20 protein-coding genes are annotated in these 21,588 nt (G+C 69.0%); 18 read left to right on the top strand and 2 right to left on the bottom strand.

The genetic code is table 11. The features are described from left to right. Positions 1-4 precede the first annotated feature (4 nt). From FHR38_RS11295 to FHR38_RS11230, 14 genes are all read left to right on the top strand, one after another. Entirely contained in the window at positions 5-679 is a 675-nt protein-coding gene (locus FHR38_RS11295; RefSeq protein ID WP_184534623.1) for a NuoB/complex I 20 kDa subunit family protein, read from the top strand. Continuing rightward, positions 676-1,422, top strand: a complete 747-nt coding sequence (locus FHR38_RS11290; protein ID WP_184534622.1) for an NADH-quinone oxidoreductase subunit C — start codon at positions 676-678, stop codon at positions 1,420-1,422. Before FHR38_RS11295 ends, FHR38_RS11290 begins: the two co-directional genes overlap by 4 nt. Before the next feature lie 103 nt (positions 1,423-1,525). Further along, positions 1,526-2,851 carry an NADH-quinone oxidoreductase subunit D gene (locus FHR38_RS11285; protein WP_184534621.1) on the top strand — a complete coding sequence of 442 codons (1,326 nt, stop codon included), beginning with the start codon at positions 1,526-1,528 and terminating at the stop codon, positions 2,849-2,851. Then, positions 2,848-3,711, top strand: coding sequence for an NADH-quinone oxidoreductase subunit NuoE (gene nuoE, locus FHR38_RS11280; RefSeq protein WP_184534620.1), 864 nt, complete (start codon positions 2,848-2,850; stop codon positions 3,709-3,711). Before FHR38_RS11285 ends, nuoE begins: the two co-directional genes overlap by 4 nt. After that, entirely contained in the window at positions 3,708-5,024 is a 1,317-nt protein-coding gene (nuoF, locus tag FHR38_RS11275) for an NADH-quinone oxidoreductase subunit NuoF (RefSeq protein ID WP_184534619.1), read from the top strand. Before nuoE ends, nuoF begins: the two co-directional genes overlap by 4 nt. A 115-nt stretch (positions 5,025-5,139) precedes the next feature. Continuing rightward, positions 5,140-7,605 carry an NADH-quinone oxidoreductase subunit G gene (locus FHR38_RS11270; protein ID WP_184534618.1) on the top strand — a complete coding sequence of 822 codons (2,466 nt, stop codon included), beginning with the start codon at positions 5,140-5,142 and terminating at the stop codon, positions 7,603-7,605. Further along, a complete protein-coding gene (gene nuoH, locus FHR38_RS11265; protein ID WP_184534617.1) occupies positions 7,602-9,014 on the top strand; it encodes an NADH-quinone oxidoreductase subunit NuoH in 1,413 nt (470 codons plus the stop codon). The genes FHR38_RS11270 and nuoH overlap by 4 nt, the downstream gene beginning before the upstream one ends. A 1-nt stretch (position 9,015) precedes the next feature. Further along, the gene (gene nuoI / locus FHR38_RS11260) at positions 9,016-9,600 is read left to right on the top strand and encodes an NADH-quinone oxidoreductase subunit NuoI (RefSeq protein WP_184534616.1); all 585 of its coding nucleotides are present in this window, start codon (positions 9,016-9,018) and stop codon (positions 9,598-9,600) included. After that, positions 9,597-10,370, top strand: coding sequence for an NADH-quinone oxidoreductase subunit J (locus FHR38_RS11255; protein WP_184534615.1), 774 nt, complete (start codon positions 9,597-9,599; stop codon positions 10,368-10,370). Before nuoI ends, FHR38_RS11255 begins: the two co-directional genes overlap by 4 nt. Beyond that, the gene (nuoK, locus tag FHR38_RS11250) at positions 10,367-10,666 is read left to right on the top strand and encodes an NADH-quinone oxidoreductase subunit NuoK (protein WP_184534614.1); all 300 of its coding nucleotides are present in this window, start codon (positions 10,367-10,369) and stop codon (positions 10,664-10,666) included. Before FHR38_RS11255 ends, nuoK begins: the two co-directional genes overlap by 4 nt. A gap of 48 nt (positions 10,667-10,714) precedes the next feature. Continuing rightward, positions 10,715-12,664 (top strand): NADH-quinone oxidoreductase subunit L, encoded by a 1,950-nt coding sequence (gene nuoL, locus FHR38_RS11245; protein ID WP_184539541.1) that lies wholly within the window; start codon positions 10,715-10,717, stop codon positions 12,662-12,664. A 64-nt stretch (positions 12,665-12,728) separates the two neighbouring features. Continuing rightward, positions 12,729-14,261, top strand: a complete 1,533-nt coding sequence (locus tag FHR38_RS11240; protein WP_184534613.1) for an NADH-quinone oxidoreductase subunit M — start codon at positions 12,729-12,731, stop codon at positions 14,259-14,261. Continuing rightward, entirely contained in the window at positions 14,258-15,814 is a 1,557-nt protein-coding gene (nuoN, locus tag FHR38_RS11235) for an NADH-quinone oxidoreductase subunit NuoN (RefSeq protein ID WP_184534612.1), read from the top strand. The genes FHR38_RS11240 and nuoN overlap by 4 nt, the downstream gene beginning before the upstream one ends. Positions 15,815-15,899: 85 nt before the next feature. Continuing rightward, positions 15,900-16,931 carry a polyprenyl synthetase family protein gene (locus FHR38_RS11230; RefSeq protein ID WP_184534611.1) on the top strand — a complete coding sequence of 344 codons (1,032 nt, stop codon included), beginning with the start codon at positions 15,900-15,902 and terminating at the stop codon, positions 16,929-16,931. On the opposite strand, the gene FHR38_RS33550 is transcribed toward FHR38_RS11230, so the two are convergent. Next, a complete protein-coding gene (locus FHR38_RS33550) occupies positions 16,909-17,115 on the bottom strand; it encodes a DUF6915 family protein (protein ID WP_376771476.1) in 207 nt (68 codons plus the stop codon). The genes FHR38_RS11230 and FHR38_RS33550 overlap by 23 nt on opposite strands. A gap of 222 nt (positions 17,116-17,337) precedes the next feature. On the opposite strand from FHR38_RS33550, the gene FHR38_RS11220 reads away from it, so the two are divergent. Then, on the top strand, positions 17,338-18,108 hold the full coding sequence (locus tag FHR38_RS11220; protein WP_184534609.1) for a DUF1963 domain-containing protein: 771 nt from the start codon (positions 17,338-17,340) through the stop codon (positions 18,106-18,108). Here the strand turns inward: FHR38_RS11220 and FHR38_RS11215 are convergent. Continuing rightward, positions 18,102-19,289 (bottom strand): MFS transporter, encoded by a 1,188-nt coding sequence (locus tag FHR38_RS11215; RefSeq protein ID WP_184534608.1) that lies wholly within the window; start codon positions 19,287-19,289, stop codon positions 18,102-18,104. The genes FHR38_RS11220 and FHR38_RS11215 overlap by 7 nt on opposite strands. Positions 19,290-19,442: 153 nt before the next feature. On the opposite strand from FHR38_RS11215, the gene FHR38_RS11210 reads away from it, so the two are divergent. From FHR38_RS11210 to FHR38_RS11200, 3 genes are all read left to right on the top strand, one after another. After that, entirely contained in the window at positions 19,443-20,225 is a 783-nt protein-coding gene (locus FHR38_RS11210) for an IclR family transcriptional regulator (protein ID WP_184534607.1), read from the top strand. A 176-nt stretch (positions 20,226-20,401) separates the two neighbouring features. Beyond that, complete coding sequence (locus FHR38_RS11205; RefSeq protein ID WP_246447192.1) at positions 20,402-20,896, top strand: sigma-70 family RNA polymerase sigma factor; 495 nt, start codon at positions 20,402-20,404, stop codon at positions 20,894-20,896. Then, complete coding sequence (locus FHR38_RS11200; protein WP_184534606.1) at positions 20,893-21,579, top strand: anti-sigma factor family protein; 687 nt, start codon at positions 20,893-20,895, stop codon at positions 21,577-21,579. The genes FHR38_RS11205 and FHR38_RS11200 overlap by 4 nt, the downstream gene beginning before the upstream one ends. Positions 21,580-21,588: the final 9 nt, after the last annotated feature.

Raw genomic sequence — 21,588 nt, 5'->3', positions numbered from 1 at the left:
CGTCATGGGTATCGAAGAGAAGCTGCCGAGCGGCATCCTGCTCACCTCGGTCGAGAAGCTCTCCAACTGGGCACGTAAGTCGTCGTTCTGGGGTGCGACCTTCGGTCTCGCCTGCTGCGCGATCGAGATGATGGCCGCCGGCACCCCGCACTACGACCTGGGCCGGTGGGGCATGGAGGTGTTCCGCGCCTCGCCCCGCCAGGCCGACCTGATGATCGTCGCCGGTCGGGTGAGCCAGAAGATGGCCCCGGTCGTGCGCCAGATCTACGACCAGATGCCCGAGCCACGTTCGGTCATCTCGATGGGCGTCTGCGCGTCGTCCGGCGGCATGTTCAACAACTACGCCATCGTGCAGGGCGTGGACCACATCGTGCCGGTGGACATCTACCTTCCCGGTTGCCCGCCTCGGCCAGAGATGCTGATCGACGCCATCCTCAAGATGCGCGAGAAGGTGATGGCCCAGCCGCTCGGCCCCAACGGCCGCAAGATGCTCGAAGCCCGCCGCGAGCGCGGTGACGTGCCCGTCGTCGCGCCCGGCGCGATGCCCTCCTCCTACCGGGTCGACAAGGTTCGGCGTGCGGAGTGGGAGCAGGCGGTCCGCGAGGGGCGCGAGGAGCAGTTGCGCATCGAGAACTGGATGAAGGCGCAGAACCACGTGAAGCTCGGGGGCAGCAAATGACCTCTCCCTCACCCGCACCCAGTGAGCAGCCCGGCGGCGGCGTACCGGTCGCCGCGCCGCCGGTCGGCGCGACCAGCGGGGCACCTGCGGAGTTCCCGCCGGCCAGCCCGGCCGGTCGGGGCATGTTCGGCATCCAGGGCACCGGCGACACCTCCGGCTTCGGTGGGCTGAAGCGCCGGTCGGTCGAGGTGGTCGACAGCCCGCGGCCGTACGGCGGCTACTTCGACGAGGTCCGCGACGCGCTGGAGGAGGCCTACCCCGGGTTCGCCGACGCCATCGAGAAGGTGGTCATCGACCGGGGCGAGATGACCATCCACGTCCGGCCGGACAGGATCCTCGAAGTCTGCCGGATCATGCGTGACGACGAGTCGCTGCGCTTCGAGTTGTGCAGCTCGGTCTCCGGCGTGGACTACCTCGGCTCCGACGAGCGACGGCTGCACGTCGTCTACCACCTCACCTCGATGACCTACCGGCGGCAGGTACGGCTGGAGGTCGCGGTGACCACGGCCGACCCGCACGTGCCCAGCGTCACGTCCGTCTACCCGACGGCCGACTGGCAGGAGCGGGAGGCGTACGACATGTTCGGCGTCGTCTTCGACGGCCACCCCGGTCTGACCCGGATTCTCATGCCGGACGACTGGGAGGGGCACCCGCAGCGCAAGGACTACCCGCTCGGCGGTATCCCGGTCGAGTACAAGGGTGCCCAGATTCCCCCTCCAGACCACCGGAGGTCCTACCAATGATCGGCGCGAGGATCGACCGTTTCGGGGCCGGCCACGTGGCCCGCGCCGGAGCCGGAATGCGCGCAGGACTTGTGAGCCCCGCAGTCCTGATCGGAGGGATGAAATGACCACCCCTGGCTACGCGACGGAACGCGAGACCGCCGAAGGCAAGGTCTTCACCGTCACCGGCGGTGACTGGGACACCGTCGTTTCGGGTGTCGACCCGATCAACGACGAGCGGATCGTTGTCAACATGGGTCCGCAGCACCCGTCGACCCACGGCGTGCTGCGGTTGGTGATGGAGCTGGAAGGCGAGACCGTCCGGGAGTGCCGGCCGGTCGTGGGCTACCTGCACACCGGTATCGAGAAGAACCTCGAATACCGCAACTGGGTGCAGGGCACCACCTTCGTCACGCGGATGGACTACCTGGCGCCGATCTTCAACGAGACGGGATACGCGCTCGCGGTCGAGAAGCTGCTCGGCATCACCGACGAGATTCCCGAGCGGGCCACCACCATCCGGGTGCTGATGATGGAGCTCAACCGGATCGCCTCGCACCTGGTCTGGATCGCCACCACCGGCATGGAGCTCGGTGCGATCTCGATGATGCTGTACGGCTTCCGGGAGCGCGAGTACGTCCTGGACATCTTCGAGCTCTGCTCGGGGCTGCGGATGAACATGGCGTACGTCCGACCGGGCGGCGTCGCCCAGGACGTACCCGACGAGGCGATCAAGAAGATCGACGAGTTCCTCGACTACCTGCCGAAGCGGCTCAAGGAATACGAGGACATGCTCAGCGGTCAGGTCATCTGGCAGCAGCGCACCCAGGGGGTGGCGGTGCTGGACGTGACCGGATGCCTCTCGCTCGGCATCACCGGCCCGGTACTGCGCTCGGCGGGCCTGGCCTGGGACCTGCGCAAGACCAACCCGTACTGCGGCTACGAGAACTACGAGTTCGACGTGCCGACCGCGACCACCTCCGACGTGTGGGGCCGCTACCTGGTCCGGATGGCGGAGATGCGCGAGTCGATGAAGATCGTGCGGCAGGCGGTCGACCGGCTCCGGCCCGGCCGGATCATGGTGTCCGACAAGAAGATCGCCTGGCCGGCGCAGCTGGCCATCGGTGTGGACGGCATGGGCAACTCGCTGGAGCACGTTGCCAAGATCATGGGTCAGTCGATGGAATCGCTGATCCACCACTTCAAACTGGTCACCGAGGGCTTCCGGGTGCCGCCCGGCCAGGTCTACGTCGGCATCGAGGCCCCGCGCGGCGAGTTGGGCGTGCACGCGGTCTCCGATGGCGGGACGCGTCCCTACCGGGTGCACTACCGCGAGCCCAGTTTCATCAACCTGCAGGCGGTGCCAGCGATGGCCGAAGGTGCGCTGCTGGCCGACGTGATCGCCGGCGGAGCTTCACTGGACCCGGTGATGGGCGGGTGTGACCGATGAGCGTGGGCGCGGAAAGCGAGCGTTTTGTGTTCAGCCAGGAGACGTACGACCGGGCAAAGGAGATCATTGCCCGATACCCGGCCGACCGGTCGCGGTCGGCGTTGCTGCCGATGCTGCACCTGGTGCAGTCGGAGGAAGGCTACGTCTCGCCCGCCGGGGTCGAGTTCTGTGCCGAGCAACTCGGCCTCAACAAGGCCCAGGTCGGCGCGGTGGCCACCTTCTACACCATGTACAAGCGTCGGCCGACCGGTGACTACCTGGTCAGCGTCTGCACCAACACGATGTGCAACGTGCTCGGCGGGCAGGAGGTCTACGACGCCCTCGCCGAACACCTGGGCGTCGGGCACGAGGAGACCACCGCCGACGGGAAGATCACGCTGGAGCACGCCGAGTGCCTGGCCGCCTGTGACTACGGCCCGGTGATGACGGTCAACTACGACTTCTTCGACGGAGTCGACCCGGACACTGCGCAGGGCGTGGTCGACGAGCTGCGCGCCGGTGGCCGGCCGATGCCGACCCGGGGTGCCCGGCTCTGCACCCTGAAGGAGATGGCACTCCAGCTCGCCGGCTTCGCCGACACCCGGGAGGGTGCGGTCGCCGACGGACCGGCCGGTGATCCGACGCTGCGCGGCCTCCGGCTGGCGCAGCAGCACGGCATCGCAGTCGCCGGATTCGACCCGGAGACCCCGCTTCGGCGCAAGGACGCGGAGCCGGCCACCCCGGCGACCGCGCCCGCCTCGGGGGAGGCCAGGAAGGCGGAGGCCGCCGGCGTGGCCGCGAACCGCCCGGCCAGTGACGCCAAGCCGGCGGGCGACAGTGCGGTCGAGCAGGAGCGGTCGTTGAAGGAGGCCCAGAAGTGACGACGCCTCGGGCGGAGACGCTGGCCAAGCTGACCCCGGTGCTCACCAAGCGCTGGCTGTCCCCGAACGCCTGGCAGCTGGAGACGTACGAGCAGCTCGACGGGTATGCGGCGCTGCGCAAGGCGATCGCCGTGCACCCGGACGACCTGATCCAGTTGATCAAGGACTCCGGCCTGCGCGGCCGGGGTGGAGCCGGCTTCCCGACCGGCCTGAAGTGGGGCTTCATCCCGCAGGGCGACGGCAAGCCGCACTACCTGGTGGTCAACGCCGACGAGGGCGAGCCGGGCACCTGCAAGGACCTGCCGCTGATGACGCACGACCCGCACTCGCTGGTCGAAGGCGTGATCATCGCCTCGTACGCGATCCGGGCCAACCGGGCCTTCATCTACATCCGCGGCGAGGCGGTACACGCCGCCCGGCGGCTGCGCAACGCGGTCAACGAGGCGTACGCCAAGGGCTACCTCGGCAAGGACATCCTCGGGTCCGGCTTCGACCTGGACCTGGTGGTGCACAGCGGTGCCGGGGCGTACATCTGCGGTGAGGAGACCGCGCTGCTGGACTCGCTGGAGGGGTTCCGGGGCCAGCCCCGGCTGCGCCCACCGTTCCCGGCAACGCACGGCCTCTACGCCAGCCCGACCGTGGTCAACAATGTCGGCACCATCTCCAGCGTGCCGTACATCGTGCTCGGCGGGGCCGACTGGTGGAAGAGCATGGGTACGGAGAAGTCCGCTGGCCCGATGATCTACTCCCTCTCCGGCCGGATCGCCAACCCTGGCCAGTACGAGTGCGGCCTCGGCATCACGCTGCGGGAGCTGATCGAGCTGGCCGGCGGGATGCAACCGGGCCACAACCTGCGGTTCTGGACCCCGGGTGGGTCGTCGACTCCACTGCTCACCGCCGAGCACCTGGACGTGCCGCTCGACTTCGAGGGGGTCGCGGCAGCCGGGTCCATCCTCGGCACCACGGCCACGCAGATCTTCTCCGACCAGGACTGTCCGGTCTACGCGACCTACCGGTGGATGGAGTTCTACCACCACGAGTCGTGCGGCAAGTGCACCCCGTGCCGCGAGGGCAACTACTGGATGGTCCGGGTCTACCGGCGCATCCTCTCCGGTCAGGGCACCCACGAGGACCTGGACACCCTGCTGGACACCTGCGACAACGTCCTCGGCCGCGCGTTCTGCGGTTTGGGTGACGGTGCCACCAGTTCGGTGACCTCCTCGTTGAAGTACTTCAAGCAGGACTACCTCGACTACATCGAGGGACGTAAGGCACCGAAGCTGTCCGCCAAGCAGCTGGTTGGAGCGCACTGATGCGAGCGCGAGGAGTGAGCGGAGCGAGCCCCGCAGTCGTGAGCGGGGGGCTTGCGCTGCGAGCGCGAGGAGTGAGCGGAGCGAGCCCCGCAGTCGCGAGTGAAAGGCCGGCAGAATGACCGAGGTAGCCAAGAACACGGACACGGTCACGCTGACCATCGACGGTGTCGAGGTGACCGCGCCCAAGGGCGAGCTGCTGATCCGGGTCGCCGAGAAGATGGGCACCGAGATCCCGCGGTTCTGTGACCACCCGCTGCTGGCCCCGGCCGGTGCCTGCCGGCAGTGCCTGGTGGAGGTCGAGGGACAGCGCAAGCCGGTGGCCTCCTGCACGCAGACCGTGGCCGAGGGCATGGTGGTCCGTACCCAGCTGACGTCGGAGGTGGCCAAGAAGGCCCAGGCCGGCGTGATGGAGCTGCTGCTGATCAACCACCCGCTCGACTGCCCGATGTGTGACAAGGGTGGCGAGTGCCCGCTGCAGAACCAGGCGATGTCCACCGGCCGTGCCGAGTCGCGCTTCCACGAGCACAAGCGGGAGTACGAGAAGCCGCTCAACATCTCCAGCCAGGTGCTGCTGGACCGGGAGCGGTGCGTGCTCTGCCAGCGGTGCACCCGGTTCTCCGAGGAGATCGCCGGTGACAAGTTCATCGACCTGATGGGCCGCTCCTCCGGGGAGCAGATCAACATCTATCGGGACGAGGAATACGGCGGCGAAGAGGGCGACCCGGGGGATGTCCCGTTCAACTCGTACTTCTCCGGCAACACGGTGCAGATCTGCCCGGTCGGCGCGCTGACCGGGGCGCAGTACCGGTTCCGGGCCCGCCCGTTCGACCTGGTCTCCACGCCGAGCGTCTGCGAGCACTGCTCGGCCGGTTGCGCGATGCGTACCGACCACCGGCGCAACAAGGTCATGCGCCGGCTGGCCGGCGACGACCCGGCGGTGAACGAGGAGTGGAACTGCGACAAGGGCCGGTGGGGCTTCCGCTACGCCACCGCCAACGAGCGTCTGGTCAACCCGCTGGTCCGGGACGCCCGCACCGGTGAGCTGCGGGAGGCTTCGTGGAGCGAGGCCCTCTCCGTGGCTGCGGAGGGGCTGCGCCAGGCCCGTGACGAGTCCGGGGTCGGGGTGCTGACCGGCGGCCGGCTGACCGTCGAGGACGCCTACGCGTACGCGAAGTTCGCCCGGGTGGCGCTCGGCACGAACGACATCGACTTCCGGGCCCGGCCGCTGTCGGTCGAGGAGACGGAGTTCCTGGCCAGCAACGTGGTCCGGGCCACCGATGTGACGTACGCCGACATCGAGCGGGCCCCGGCCGTGGTGATCGCCGGGCTGGAGCCGGAGGAGGAGTGCCCGATCCTCTTCCTGCGGCTGCGCAAGGCGTACCACAACAAGGGCCTGAAGGTCTTCGCGCTGGCGCCGTTCGCCAGCCGGGGCCTGGAGAAGCTCGGCGCCAAGCTCGCCCGGGTCGTACCCGGCGAGGAGGCCGAGGTGCTGGCCACCCACCCGACCGTCGCCGAGGCGCTGGCCACCCCGGGAGCGATCCTGATCGTCGGCGAGCGGCTGGCCACCGTCCCCGGTGGGCTCTCCGCGGCGGCGGAGGCCGCCCGGCGTACCGGGGCGAAGCTGGCCTGGGTGCCGCGGCGCGCTGGGGACCGAGGCGCGGTGGACGCCGGCTGCCTGCCCAACCTGCTGCCCGGCGGACGGCTGGTCAACGATCCCGCTGCCCGGGCCGAGCTGGCCGAGGCGTGGGACCTGGCGGCGGGCGTGCTGCCCAGCCACGTCGGCCGGGACACCGACCAGATCCTCGCGGCGGCCGCCGACGGTCGGCTCGGGGCACTGGTGGTGGCCGGGGTCGACCCGGGTGATCTGGCCGACCCGCGCCTTGCCGAGCAGGCACTGGACGCGGTGCCGTTCCTGGTGAGCCTGGAGTTGCGGACCAGCGCCGTCACCCGTCGGGCCGACGTGGTGCTGCCCGTCGCTCCGGTGGTGGAGAAGGCCGGCAGTTTCCTCGACTGGGAGGGCCGCCTGCGGACCTTCGAGGCGGTGCTGCAGTCGTCGGCGATGACCGACGGTCGGGTGCTCGATGCCATCGCCGCTCAGCTCGGGGTCAGCCTGGGCATCGGCGACGTCAACGGCATTCGCCGCGAGCTGGGCTCGCTGCCGGCGAGCCGGTCGGACCGGCCGGGCCCGCCGATCGTGGCCCCCGGCACGCCGGCGGTCGTTGCCGCGGAACAGGCCGTGCTCGCCACCTGGCACCAGCTGATCGACGAGGGCACGCTGATCGCGGGCGATCCGTACCTGGCCGGCACCGCCCGACCGGCGGTGGTCCGGATCAGTAAGGGCACGGCCCAGGATCTGGGTGTCGAGGACGGCGCGGCGGTCACGGTCGGCACCGACCGGGGCGCGGTGACGCTGCCGGCGCTGATCACGGAAATGCCGGACGGAGTGGTCTGGCTGCCGACCAACTCGCCCGGTTCGACTGTGCGACGCAGCCTCGGGGCGGCGTCCGGCGCGGTCGTCCGGCTCTCCGTCGGGGCAGTGTCGCTGCCCGCGCAGCAGACGAAAGATGGAGCGGTGAAGTGATTCCGACCTATCTCGCGGAGGGCCCCACCCTCGCCGACTTCGGCAAGGACGTGTGGTGGATCGTCCTGATCAAGGTGCTCGGCCTCTTCGTGATGCTGCTGCTGCTGACCCTCTTCACGATCAACTACGAGCGTAAGGTCGTCGCGCGGATGGCGCAGCGGCCCGGCCCCAACCAGGTCGGGCCGAACGGCTGGCTCCAGTCGCTGACCGACGGTCTCAAGCTGCCCTTCAAGGAAGAGATCATCCCGTTCACCGCGGACAAGGTGGTCTACTTCCTGGCTCCGGTGATCTCCGCCGTCTGTGCCTTCACCGCCTTCGCGGTGATCCCGTTCGGGCCGATGGTGTCGATGTTCGGTGAGCGTACGCCGCTGCAGCTGACCGACACCCCGGTCTCGGTGCTGGTGGTGCTGGCCTGCGCCTCGATCGGCATCTACGGCGTGGTGCTCGCCGGTTGGGCGTCCGGCTCGACCTACCCGCTCCTCGGCGGCCTGCGCTCGGGCGCGCAGATGATCTCGTACGAGGTCGCGATGGGGCTCTCCTTCGTCGCGGTCTTCATGACGGCCGGCACGATGTCGACCTCCGAGATCGTCCGGGCCCAGGAGCACGGAAACCCGATCAACCTCTTCGGGTTCGAGGTCACCGCCCCCAGCTGGTACGCGATCCTGCTCATCCCGAGCTTCATCATCTACGTGATCTCCGCGGTGGGGGAGACCAACCGGGCCCCGTTCGACCTGCCCGAGGCGGAGTCCGAACTGGTCGGCGGCTTCCACACCGAGTACTCGTCGTTCAAGTTCGCGATGTTCTTCCTCGCCGAGTACATCAACATGATCACCGTGTCGGCGGTCTGCACCACGCTGTTCCTGGGCGGCTGGCGGGCACCGTGGCCGATCAGCATCTGGGAGGGTGCCAACTCCGGTTGGTGGCCGATGCTCTGGTTCTTCGGCAAGGTGCTGGTGCTGCTCTTCGGGTTCATCTGGCTGCGGGCCACGCTTCCCCGGCTGCGGTACGACCAGTTCATGCGGTTCGGTTGGAAGGTGCTGATCCCGGTCAACCTGGTGTGGATCCTCGCCCTGGCCGGCATCCGGACCCTGCAGAACCAGAACGTGGCCGACACCACCCGCTACCTGATCATCGGTGGGGCCGTTGTCGGCGTCCTACTGGTCGCACTCCTGTGGCCGGAGCGGAAGAAGCCCACCTTGCCCAGCCTGGAGGAACAGGTGGCGAGCCGACCGGTCGGCAGCTTCCCGTTGCCACCGCTCGACCTGCAGGTGCCGCCGAGTCCACGGGCCCGACGTTCGGTTGCCGAACGGCAGCCGGCCATGGCCAGCAGCCATCGCGACGGCACCGATGGTGGGGCAACGACGACCACCACGAACGACGACTCCGGCGCGGCCGGCAAGGAGGTGTGAGATGGCGTTCGGATTCTTCAAAGGGTTCGGGGTGACCTTCTCCCACATGTTCCGGAAGGTCATCACCACCGACTACCCGTTCAAGCCGCCGGTCTCCGCGCCCCGTTACCACGGGCGGCACATCCTCAACCGGCACCCGGACGGGCTGGAGAAGTGCATCGGCTGCGAGCTGTGCGCCTGGGCCTGCCCCGCGGACGCGATCTACGTCGAGGGTGGCGACAACACCGAGGAGCAGCGGTTCTCGCCGGGCGAGCGGTACGCGAAGACGTACCAGATCAACTACGCCCGGTGCATCTTCTGCGGCCTGTGTATCGAGGCGTGCCCGACCCGCTCGTTGACGATGAGCAACGAGTACGAGTTGGCGCGCGACTCCCGGCAGGACCTGATCTTCACCAAGGAGCAGCTGTTGGCACCGCTGCTGCCGGGTATGGAGCAGCCGCCGCACCCGATGCGGCTGGGCGACTCCGAGAAGGACTACTACTTGGGTGCCCTCACCAATCCGGGCATCTCGGCCGGTGCCGAGCGCGCGCCGTGGGCCGAGGCCAGCGAGGTTGACGGGTCTGAGCCGACTGGAGTGACCTCATGACGAGCGGGCAGGCGGTGCTCGCCGCGGCGGGCGGCGTATCCACCGGCGAGGAGATCGCGTTCTGGGTCCTCGCTCCGCTCGCCCTGATCGGGGCGATCGGCATGGTGGCGTCCCGCAACGCCGTGCACTCGGCGCTCTGGCTGGTGCTCACCATGCTGTGCCTCGGCGCGTTCTACGTGATGCAGTCGGGGCCGTTCATCGGCATGGTGCAGATCATCGTCTACACCGGCGCCATCATGATGCTCTTCCTGTTCGTCCTGATGCTGGTGGGCCGAGACACCACCGACTCGCTCATCGAGCCGTTACGCGGACAGCGGGTCGCGGGCATCGCGCTCGGGATCGGCTTCGCCGCACTGATGGGCACCGGGGTGTACCGGGCCGTCGGCGGCATCGAGGCGGTCGGGCTGGAGCAGGCAAACGCGTCCGGCAACGTGCAGGGCATCGCTGGGCTGCTCTTCACCAGGTACGTCTTCGCCTTCGAGATCACCTCGGCGTTGCTCATCACGGCAGCGGTGGGCGCGATGGTGCTGGCCTACATCGAGCGCCGCAAGGGCGAGCGGCGCTCCCAGGTGGAGCAGATGAAGGCGCGCTTCGCTCCCGGCTCGTACCCCGGTCCGAAGCCCGGGCCCGGCATTTTCGCGACCTCCTCCTCGGTGGTCACGCCTGCCCGCCTGCCGGACGGCAGCCTGACCGAGGCCCCGTTCGCCGAGATCCTGCCCACCCGTGAGCTGACTCCGACGGAGGCTGCTCCGAAGGGAACCGAGAAGTGACTCCCGACTACTACCTGATCCTCGCCGCGGTGCTGTTCACCATCGGTGCGGCGGGTGTGCTGATCCGGCGTAACGCCATCATCCTGTTCATGTGCGTCGAGCTGATGCTCAACGCGGCCAACCTGACGCTGGTCACCTTCAGCCGGATCAACGGCGACCTCAACGGCCAGGTCATGGCGTTCTTCGTCATGGTGGTCGCGGCGGCGGAGGTGGTGGTCGGCCTGGCCATCATCATGTCGATCTTCCGGACTCGGCGCTCTGCCAGCGTCGACGACGCCAACCTGCTGAAGTACTAAAGGGGCCCCGGAGTGGTAGAGACCTTGTGGAGCGCCCAGACCGGGGCGGTGACGGTGGTCGCCGACGGGCCGGCGGTGCCGGCCGGCGCCATCGAGTACGCCTCGGCGAGTGGGTTGCTGAACAGTGTGTGGCTGCTGGTGGCCATCCCGCTGGTGAGCGCGGCGATCCTGCTGCTGCTCGGTCGCCGGGCTGACCGGTGGGGCCACTGGCTGGGGGTGGCCAGCGTCGGAGCCGCCTTCGTGCTCGGCGTCACCTACTTCTTCCAGCTGCGCGGCCTGGAGAACCGGTCCGTGGAGCGCAGCCTCTGGGAGTTCATCGCCGTCGGCGACTTCAAGGTGGACTTCGGCCTGCTCTTCGACCCGCTGGCTGCGGTCTTCGTACTGCTGATCACCGGTGTGGGCTTCCTGATCCACCTGTACGCCGTGGGTTACATGTCCCACGACCCGGGGCGGCGCCGGTTCTTCGCCTACTTCAACCTCTTCGTTGCCGCGATGCTCCTGCTGGTGCTCGGCAACAACTACGTGATGCTCTACTTCGGCTGGGAAGGCGTCGGTGTGGCGTCGTACCTGCTGATCTCCTTCTGGTACGACCGGCCCTCGGCGGCGACCGCCGGCAAGAAGGCGTTCCTGATGAACCGCGTCGGTGACGCGGGTCTGGCGATCGCCATCTTCCTGATGTTCGCGACGCTCGGCAGCACCCAGTACGACGACGTGTTCAACGGCGTCAGCGGGCTGGCCGCCGGCACCGTACTGGTGATGGGTCTGCTGCTTCTGCTCGGTGCGACCGGTAAGTCCGGTCAGTTCCCGCTCCAGGCCTGGTTGCCCGACGCGATGGAGGGCCCGACCCCGGTCTCCGCCCTGATCCACGCCGCGACGATGGTGACCGCCGGTGTCTACCTGATCGCCCGGTCCAACCCGGTCTTCTCGGCCAACACCACCCTGCAGACGGTGGTGGTCAGCGTCGGTGCGCTGACCCTGCTGATGGGCTGCATCATCGGTGCGGCCAAGGACGACATCAAGCGGGTGCTCGCCTGGTCGACGGTGAGCCAGATCGGCTACATGTTCCTCGGCGTCGGACTCGGTGGTGGGGCGTACGCCCTGGCCATCGTCCACCTGCTGGCGCACGGCTTCTTCAAGGCCAACATGTTCCTCGGCGCGGGTTCGGTCATGCACGGCATGAAGGACCAGGTGGACATCCGGCGCTTCGGTGGCCTCGCCAAGTACATGAAGGTCACCTGGATCACCTTCGGCACCGGCTGGCTGGCCATCATCGGTCTGTTCCCGTTCTCCGGGTTCTTCTCCAAGGAGCCGATCATTGCCGCCGCCTTCGCGCGGGGCGACTGGACCTCCTGGCTGTTCGGCGGCGCGGCGCTGGCCGGTGCCGGCCTGACCGCGTTCTACATGACCCGGCTCTTCGTGCTGACCTTCCACGGCCCGAAGCGGTGGACCGAGGACATCGACCACCCGCACGAGTCGCCGCCGATCATGACTATTCCGCTGATCCTGCTCTCGATCGGCTCGCTTGGGGCGGGTGCGCTGATGGCCAGCTCGGTGCCCGACTGGCTGACCCCGGTGCTGCCCGAGGGCGCTGAGGAGACGCACGGAGTGCTCTCCCACACGATGATCACCATCCTGTCGACCGTGATCACGGTGCTCGGGGTCGGCCTGGCCTGGGTTCTGTTCCGCAAGGGCACCGCCCCACAGGAGCAGCCGGCCGGGGTGCTGGTCACCGCGGCGCGGCGCAACCTCTACACCGACGCGTTCAACGTGGCGGTCTTCGAGAAGCCCGGAATCTTCCTCACCCGGGCCCTGGTCTACCTCGACAACCGTGGCGTCGACGGGCTGGTCAACGGCCTGGCCGCGGCGGTCGGTGGCGGATCCGGCCGGCTCCGCCGGCTACAGACCGGCTTCGTCCGGTCCTATGCGACGTCGATCCTCGCCGGTGCCCTGCTGGTGGTGGCGGCGTTCCTGGCCGTGCAGATGGGGTGGCTGGCGTGACCACGTTCATCCGTCCCGCCGGTACCGGCGGCTCGTGCACTGACGACGGAGGTAAGGCCGAATAATGTCCGACTTCCCCTTCCTCTCGGTGCTGACCGTCGCACCGCTGGTCGGTGCGCTGGTGGTGGTGTGCCTACCCCGCCGTCAGACGCAACTGGCCAAGCTGGTGGCGCTGGGCTGGTCCCTCGCCGTACTCGCGCTCTCCGTGGTCATGTGGGTGGCGTTCGAGGTCGGCGGCGACCGGCTCCAGTTCCGCGAGTCGTACGCCTGGATCCCGCAGTGGGGCGTCAACTTCACCTTCGCCGCCGACGGCATCGCGCTGGTGATGCTGATGCTGATCGCGCTGCTGGTGCCGTTGGTGATCCTGGCGTCCTGGCACGACGCGGACAAGGCCAAGCGGTCCGTCCCGGTCTACTTCGCCCTGCTGCTGGCCCTCGAAGCCACGATGATCGGCGTCTTCGCCGCCGCCGACATCTTCCTCTTCTACGTGTTCTTCGAGATCATGCTGGTCCCGATGTACTTCCTGATCGGAAGCTTCGGCGGCCAGCGGCGCCAGTACGCCGCAGTCAAGTTCTTCCTCTACTCGCTGGTCGGCGGTCTGTTCATGCTGGCCGCGGTGATCGGCCTGTGGGTGCTCGGCGGCAAGACCTTCGACTGGCAGACGCTGACCCAGATCGACCTGTCGACCGGGGCCGAGCGCTGGCTCTTCCTCGGCTTCTTCATCGCCTTCGCGATCAAGGCACCGTTCTTCCCGTTCCACACCTGGCTGCCGGACGCCGGTGGTGCCGCTCCGGCGGGTGCCGCCGCGCTGCTCGTCGGCGTGATGGACAAGGTCGGCACCTTCGGCATCCTGCGGTACTGCCTGCCGCTCTTCCCCGAGGCGTCGAAGTGGTTCGCACCGTGGGCACTGGGCCTGGCGGTGATCGGCATCATCTACGCCGCGCTGCTGGCGGTCGGGCAGAACGACCTCAAGCGGTTGGTGTCGTACACCTCGATCGCGCACTTCGGCTTCATCGGTGTCGGCATCTTCGCCTTCACCACCCAGGCCGGTACCGGTGCGGTCTTCTACATGCTCAACCACGGTCTGGCGACCGGCCTGCTCTTCCTGGTGGTCGGCATGCTGGTGGCGCGGCGGGGCTCCGCCCTGGTCAGCGACTTCGGCGGGGCTGGCAAGCTGATGCCGCTGCTCGCCGGGGTGTTGTTCTTCGCGGGTCTGGCCTCGCTCGCCCTGCCCGGTACGGCACCGTTCATCTCCGAGTTCCTGGTGTTGATCGGTACCTTCACGGTGAACAAGCCGGTTGCGATCATCGCCACGCTCGGCATCATCCTGGCCGCCGCATACGTGCTGTGGATGGTGCAGCGCACCACCCAGGGCACGCTCAACCCCGCACTGTCCGGGATACCGGCCATGCACCGTGACCTCAACCTGCGGGAGAAGATCGTGGTCGCGCCACTGATCGCGCTGATCCTGCTGCTCGGCTTCTACCCGAAGCCGGTCACCGACGTCATCAACCCGGCCATCCAGGCCACGATGCAGGACGTCGGTAAGTCTGACCCCGCCCCGACGGTCGGTAGCGTCCAGGAGGCCGCCCGATGACCGAGCTCAAGCTGCCGTCTTTTGACTACGCGGCCATCGCTCCGATCCTGATCATGGTTGGTGCCGCGCTGGTCGGTGTACTCGTCGAGGCCTTCGTGCCCCGTCGTCGCCGGCAACTGGTGCAGTTCCTGCTGGCCCTGGCCACGCTGGTGGCGGCACTGGTGATGGTGGTGGTGAACTCCGGCAAGGGGTTGACCACCGCCGGTGCGGCGCTGGCCATCGACGGGCCCACGCTGTTCCTCCAGGGCGCGATCATCGTGCTCGGCATCATGGCGCTGCTGCTCGTCGGCGAGCGCTCGGTGGAGCGGGGCGGGCCGTTCGTGGCGGAGGCCGCGATCACCGCCGACTCGGCGGAGGACCGCCGGCAGGCCAGCAACGCCAACGGCGCGACCGAGGTCTTCCCGCTGATGTCGTTCGCCATCGCCGGCATGCTGGTCTTCGTCGCCGCGAACGACCTGCTGACGATGTTCATCGCGCTGGAGGTCTTCTCGCTGCCGCTCTACCTGCTGTGCGCGCTGGCCCGTCGCCGGCGGCTGCTCAGCCAGGAAGCGGCCCTGAAGTACTTCATGCTGGGCGCGTACGCCTCGGCGTTCTTCCTCTTCGGCATCGCGCTGGTCTACGGCTTCACCGGTGGGGTGGCGGCCGGTGGCGGCGGCAGCGTCGACTTCAGCACCATCCACCGGTCGGTGACGGAGTCGACGGCCAGCCCGATCCTGCTCTTCGCCGGCCTCGCCCTGATCGCCATCGGTCTGCTCTTCAAGGCGGCGGCCGCACCGTTCCACGTCTGGACCCCAGACGTCTACCAGGGTGCGCCCACCCCGATCACCGGCTTCATGGCGGCCTGCACCAAGGTGGCGGCCTTCGGTGGGCTGCTCCGGGTGCTCTACGTCGCGTTCGACGGGTCGACCTGGGAGTTCCGGCCGGTCCTGGGGGCCATCGCGGTGCTGACCATGCTGGTCGGCGCGATCCTGGCGGTCACCCAGACCGACATCAAGCGGCTGCTGGCCTACTCCTCCGTGGCCAACGCCGGCTACCTGCTCGTCGGTGTGCTGGCGGTCTCCAAGGCAGGGCTCTCCAGCACGATGTTCTACCTCGTCGCGTACGGGTTCTCGGTGATCGCGGCGTTCGCCGTGGTGACCCTGGTCCGCGATGCCGACGGTGAGGCCACGCACCTGTCCCGTTGGGCGGGGCTTGGGCGTCGTTCGCCGCTGTATGCCGGGCTGTTCACGTTCATCCTGCTGGCCTTCGCCGGTATCCCGCTCACCAGCGGCTTCATGAGCAAGTTCGCGGTGTTCGGGGCGGCTCTGGAGGGTGGCCAGACCTGGCTGGTGATCGCCGGCGTGCTGAGCAGCATGATCCTCGCCTTCCCGTACCTGCGGGTCGTGGTGATGATGTGGCTTTCCGAGCCGGGCGAGTCCACACCGAGCATCTCCCGTGCCGGCGCGATGACCAAGCTGGCGCTCGCCATCGGTGTGGTGGCGACCCTCGTGCTCGGCGTGGCCCCGGCCCCGCTGCTCGATCTGGCCAACAGCGCCGCCGACTTCGTCCGATGACGGTAGGTTGGCAGCGAGGCGGACCGGGCTCTTCGGTGCCGTCCGTCACGCTGCCCCCCACCGGGAATGCTTGGGCCGGTGTGGCATGGTTGGACACGTGGTGAGACCGGCTGACGGCCTGACGAGTATCGGGCTCGACTTCGTCGACGCGCAGGTGGAGGCGTCGGTGCTCGGCGTGCTCGCGACGGTCGAGACGGAGTTGCGGGCCAGTGTGGCGAGCGCGGATCCGTTGGTCACCGAGGCGGCCCGGCACCTGGTCGAGGCTGGTGGCAAGCGGTTCCGGCCGCTGCTGGTGGCCCTCGGGGCCCAGTTCGGCGATCCGACGGCGGCGCAGGTGGTGCCGGCCGCCGTCGTGATGGAGCTGACCCACCTTGCCACGCTCTACCACGACGACGTCATGGACGAGGCACCGGTGCGGCGGGGGGCACCGAGCGCCAACTCGCGGTGGACCAACTCGGTGGCGATCCTGGTCGGCGACTACCTGTTCGCCCGTGCGGCGGACCTCGCGGCCGACCTCGGCACCGAGGCGGTCCGGCTGCAGGCGCGTACCTTCGCCCGCCTCGTGCACGGCCAGATCGCCGAGACCGTAGGTCCCCGGGCCGGTGCCGACCCGGTCGCCCACTACCTGCATGTCATCGGTGAGAAGACTGGTTCGCTGATCGCCACCTCCGCCCGGTTCGGTGGCATGTTCGGCAACGCGTCTCCCGAGCACATCGCGGCGCTCACCGGTTACGGCGAGACGATCGGTGTCGCGTTCCAACTCTCCGACGACCTGCTCGACATCGCTTCCGAGTCGACGCAGTCGGGCAAGACACCCGGCACCGACCTGCGCGAGGGGGTGCCCACCCTGCCGGTGCTCTACGCACTCGCCTCGGACGACTCCGACGCGGCGTCGGTCCGGCTGCGGGACATCCTCTCCGCCGGCCCGGTGACCGAGGATGATCTGCACGCCGAGGCGCTCGGCCTGCTGCGCGAGTCACCGGCCCTCAAGCGGGCGCGGGAGACCGTACGCAGCTATGCCGAGGAGGCTCGGCAACAGCTCTCGCCGCTGCCGGACACCGCGCCGCGCCGGGCGATGGAGTCGCTCTGCGACTTCATCGCCGACCGGACAAGTTGAGCCGCAGCACCAACTGGGCCTTACCGGGCCGGGCGATCCACCCGGCCGGGCTGGGCAACCAACCGAGATCTTCCAGGACGTGCCGCTCGGCGATGAGCCGTACCGGGATCTGTTTGCGGCCGATCCGCAGGGTGTCACCGAAGATGCGCTGGCAGAGATAGATACCAGCGGTGTGGTGGTATATCGCCCGCGGTGGCGTACGTCGCCGATGATCTGCTTCGAGGAGTCGATGAATTCTTCGATCGGCAGATAGTCCTCGGGAGCGCCGCCCTACTTGCGGGCGGCTGACTGTGCGTGATGCCACGAGTTCACCCGAGCAATGTAGACGGTGCGCCGGACATTACGACGGGTAGGAATGCCGCGCCGTTGGTCGATCCGTACGAGACGGTGTGCTTGGCTGCCCGGCATGGACCGGAAAACTGTGCTGCGGACGTTCGAAGATGCGTGCGTCGCGCATTTTGGTGAGGCTGGGGGGCCGCAGATAGCGCACCTGGCGCGGCCCGGCTTCGAGATCGAGGCAGCTGCCGATGACGCGTCGGCGACCGGGCGGTGCGCGCTGGGCGGGCCGGCGCTGCTGGAGCCGGGTACGCCATGGCCGGAGGCCGACGGCCACCCGCTGAGTCTGCTGGCCGTACTCGACGTCGACGCGTTCGCGCCCTGGCTCGGTGAGCATCTGCCCCGCCGGGTCGGGTTGCTCAACTTCTTCATCGTGCAACCGGCACCGGGGCAGCCGTACCCGGAGGTCGACTTCGACGATCCGGCGTGGCTCCGGGTGGTGCCGGCCGATCCGGCGCAGGTGGTGCAGGTGCCGGCCCCGACCGGGACGGTGTCCTTCGAACGGGAGCCACTACGGGCCGAGCCGGTGCTGACGATGCCGGACGAGTGGAGCCCGTTGGTGCACGCTATCGACCTCGGCCTGGACCCGCCGAGCAGCGCCGCCCAGGTGGCCGAGTTCTACGACGCCTGCCCGCTGGTGCGGAACCCGGCCGGGGACGCGGCATTCGGGTGGCCGGTCGGGGAACTCGGGGCGATCCACCGGTGGAAGGACGGCCATGTCCATCTACTCAAGCTGATGGACGGACAGTCCGGGTGGCCGACGCTCTACTTCATGATCCCGGAGGACGCGTTCCGCTCCGGGGACTTCGGCCAGGCGCTCGTGACCCAGGAGACCTACTGAACGCTGCCGACCGCGGCGTGGCGGAGCATCCGGCTGCCGGCGAGCATGAGGCCGGCGGCGAGCAGCATGGCGACCGAGGCGGTCAGCCACATCGCCGGATAACCGGCGTACGCGGCGACCGCACCGAGGCCGAGCGGACCGATGCAGCCGCCCGCGTACACCCCGGTCTGGGTGATGGCGGTGGCGGCGGCCGGTGCCTGCGGGTGGAGTTGGACCACGGCGAAGTTCATCAGGCCGGGCCAGGCCCAGCCCAGGCCGAAGCCGAGGACCACGCCGACCACCAGTGGGGTCGAGCCGGGCCGGGCGAGCAGGACGAGCCCGGCCGCACCCACCACGAGCATGCCGGCGATGACGGCGACGTGCCCGCCGGCCCGCCGGTCGGCCAACCAGCCGGAGAGGACCCGGGCGGTGACGCAGACCGCGCTGCCGAAGGTGAGGGTGAGCCCGGCCAGCCCGGGGGAGAGTCCCCGCCCGACCGCCGAGTCGACCACGAAGGTGCCCAGGGCGTTGGCGGCGGCTGCGGCCAGGGTAGCGGCCAGGCCCAGGACCACCAGCGCCGTGGTGGCGCGCTCGCCACGCGTGCCCTCGCTCCGACGTGTCGTCCGGTCACCGGCGGGTACGGCCGGCAGCGTGGCCAGTGCCGCACCGGCCGCCGCGACGAAGGCCCACCGCCAGCCGGCGGTGAGGGCGATCGCCGGTACGGCGGCACCGGCCAGCAGGGTGGAGACGGGGATGGCGGCCTGCTTGACGCCGAAGGAGAGGCCCTGCCGTCCGGGCGGGACGTGTCGGGCCAGGGCGGCGTTGCTGGCGAGTTGACCGAGCGAGTTGGCTCCCGCGCTGAGCCCCAGCAGGACGACCAGGGTCGCGAAGGAGTGGGCGAGTACGGCGATGGCCAGCAGGGTGGTGGCGGCGAGGAGCAGTCCGGCGCGGGCGACGATCCGGGGGCCGTACCGCTCGACGAGCGCGCCGGAGGGCACCGAGGCGAGGGCGCTCACGCCGAAGTAGACGGAGACCGCCAGGCCGAGCCCGGCGGGGGAGAAGCGCAGCTCCTCGCCCATCTGGACGGCGAGTCCGCCGACCAGGAAGACCGGCAGTACGCAGCCGATGGTGGTGACCGTGGCACCGGCTGCGGCGCGTACGGGATGGGTGGGCGCAGCGGCGGCCACCGGGATGTCGGTCATATGTGAAAGATTTTATGCGATCCGGACGTATGAACCGAACGTGTCTGTCGCTGCACGCGTAGTCGCCGTAGATCTGGCATCCTCAATCCGAACGGTCATTTCCTCAAAGGCCGATTTTTCATATGGTGTAAGTCCCCGGCGGCGGAGGTGGTTGTGCGCGACCCCTTGGCGGAACCTTCGGACCTGATCCGTAGCGTGTCGCGTGCGCTACGTGTCCTCGAAGCGGTTGGGCGGGCTCCGAAGGGCCTGACCGTAAAGCAGATAGCGCGACGGTGCGAGCTGACCGTGGCCACCACCTACCACCTGGTGCGCACGCTCGCGTACGAGGGCTACGTGATCCGTCGAGAGGACGGCACGTACATCGTGGGGCTGGAGGTCGCCGACCGGTATCGGGAGTTGGTGACCGCCTTCCGCGGCCCGCCATCGGTCGGCGAGGCGCTGCGCAGGGCGGCGTCCGAATCTGGCTTCAGCCACTACCTGGGCCGGTTCGTCGGCGGACAGGTGGCGGTGACCGCCGTGTCGGAAGGCCCCCGATCGCCCTACCTGGAAGACCTGGTGCCCGGATTCGACGAGGGAGCCCATGCCACCGCACTGGGCAAGGCGTTGCTCGCCACCCTCACCCCTGAGCAGCGGTTCCGTTACCTGCGGGAATTCGGCATGCGCCCGTTCACCCCGGCGACCCTGGTCAACACCGAGGCGTTCGAAGCCGACCTGGCGGCCGGCGACCGGCGGGGAATGCACCTCGAACTCGGACAGTTCCGGCAGGGGGTGGCCTGTGCCGGGGTGCTGGTCTGTCCGGACAAGGACATGGAACGCCGCGTCGTGCTCGCCTGCGCCCTGCCGGCCACCGAGATGATGACCACCGCCCGACTGGTCCGGGCCAAGCTGCTGAGCACCGCCCGATCCATCGCCGACGGGCTCGCGACGGAGGGCTAGCGGCACGCTTTCTGGTTAGGAAGGGCCCCTTCCAAGGCAAGAAGCGATAGGAAGGGGCCCTTCGTAACACGCCGGCTGCCGACGCGAACCCAACCCCGGTACGGCTTGAACCATCGGGCAGGTTGGTGCGTGGGTGGAGGCGAAGGGAGGCAGCCATCTCCGATCACGACGCGCAGCTGCTACGCGCATTGCACGACGAGCACGCGGAGGCGCTCTACGCGCACGCGCTGCGCCTCGTGCATGGTGATCGGCAGCGGGCGGAGGACTTGGTGCAGGAGACGCTGCTGCGGGCCTGGCGGCACCCCGGGGCAATGGACCCGAGCCGCGGTTCGGTCCGAGCTTGGCTGTTCACCACCGCGCGTAACCTGGCTATCGACGCATGGCGGCGGAGCGCCGTACGGGTTGGTGAGGTTGTCACCGACCAACTGCCCGAACCGCCCCAGTCCGTCGACGAAGCCGACCGTGCGGTGGAGGCGTGGATGGTCGCGGAGGCACTGTCCCGACTTTCGCCCGCCCACCGTGAGGTGCTGGTGGAGTGCTTCTACCAGGGACGCTCGGTAGGTGAGGCGGCCAGCCGGCTCGGCATACCACCGGGAACGGTCAAGTCCCGGATGCACTACGCGTTGCGGTCCCTGCGATTGGTCCTGGCGGAGATGGGGGTGACCCGGTGAACTGCGAGCACGCCTACGACGACGCCGCCTACGTGCTGGGTGCCCTCGCCCCCGCCGAACGGGCCGCCTACGAGAGGCACCTGGCCGCCTGCCCATCGTGTCGAACGGCCGTCGCCGAGGTCGCCGTGCTGCCGGGGCTGCTCGGCCGGCTCGACCCGGCCGGGCTGGAACAGGTCACTGCCCCGGTCGACGAGTCCCGGGTGCCGGCGCTGCTGGCCTCCGCCGAACAGGTTCGCCGCCGCCAGCGTCGTACCAGGTGGTGGTGGTCGGCCGGCGCGGCGCTCATCGCCGCCTGTCTGGCCCTGGTCGTCGGTCTCGGTCTGGGTGGGGTGCCGGCACGCGAGGAGCCGGGCATCGACTTCGAGGTCCGGATGGTCACCATGCAGCCGGTGCAGGGGACGGTGCCGGTGAGCGCCGAGATCGGGCTCAACGGCACCAACTGGGGCACCGAGGTCACCATGGAGTGCCGCTACGCGAAGACCCGGGACTACACGAAGGCGTACACGTTCCGACTGGTGGCCAAGGGCGCCGACGGGTCGACGGAGCAGGTGGGGTCGTGGGTGGCCGCTCCCGGTGAGGAGGTCCGGTTCACCGGTGTGACCCGGTTCTCCCGCGCCGAGCTGGTCCGGCTGGAACTGCTCCGGTACGACGGCACCCCGCTGCTCGCCTACGACGTCACGTGACGCTCGCTG

Origin of the sequence: Micromonospora polyrhachis (assembly GCF_014203835.1) — a bacterium.
In the GTDB taxonomy this organism is placed as follows: domain Bacteria; phylum Actinomycetota; class Actinomycetes; order Mycobacteriales; family Micromonosporaceae; genus Micromonospora_H; species Micromonospora_H polyrhachis.
The sequence above is the reverse complement of the archived record's forward strand: the minus strand, read 5'-3'. Positions and strand labels throughout refer to the sequence as shown.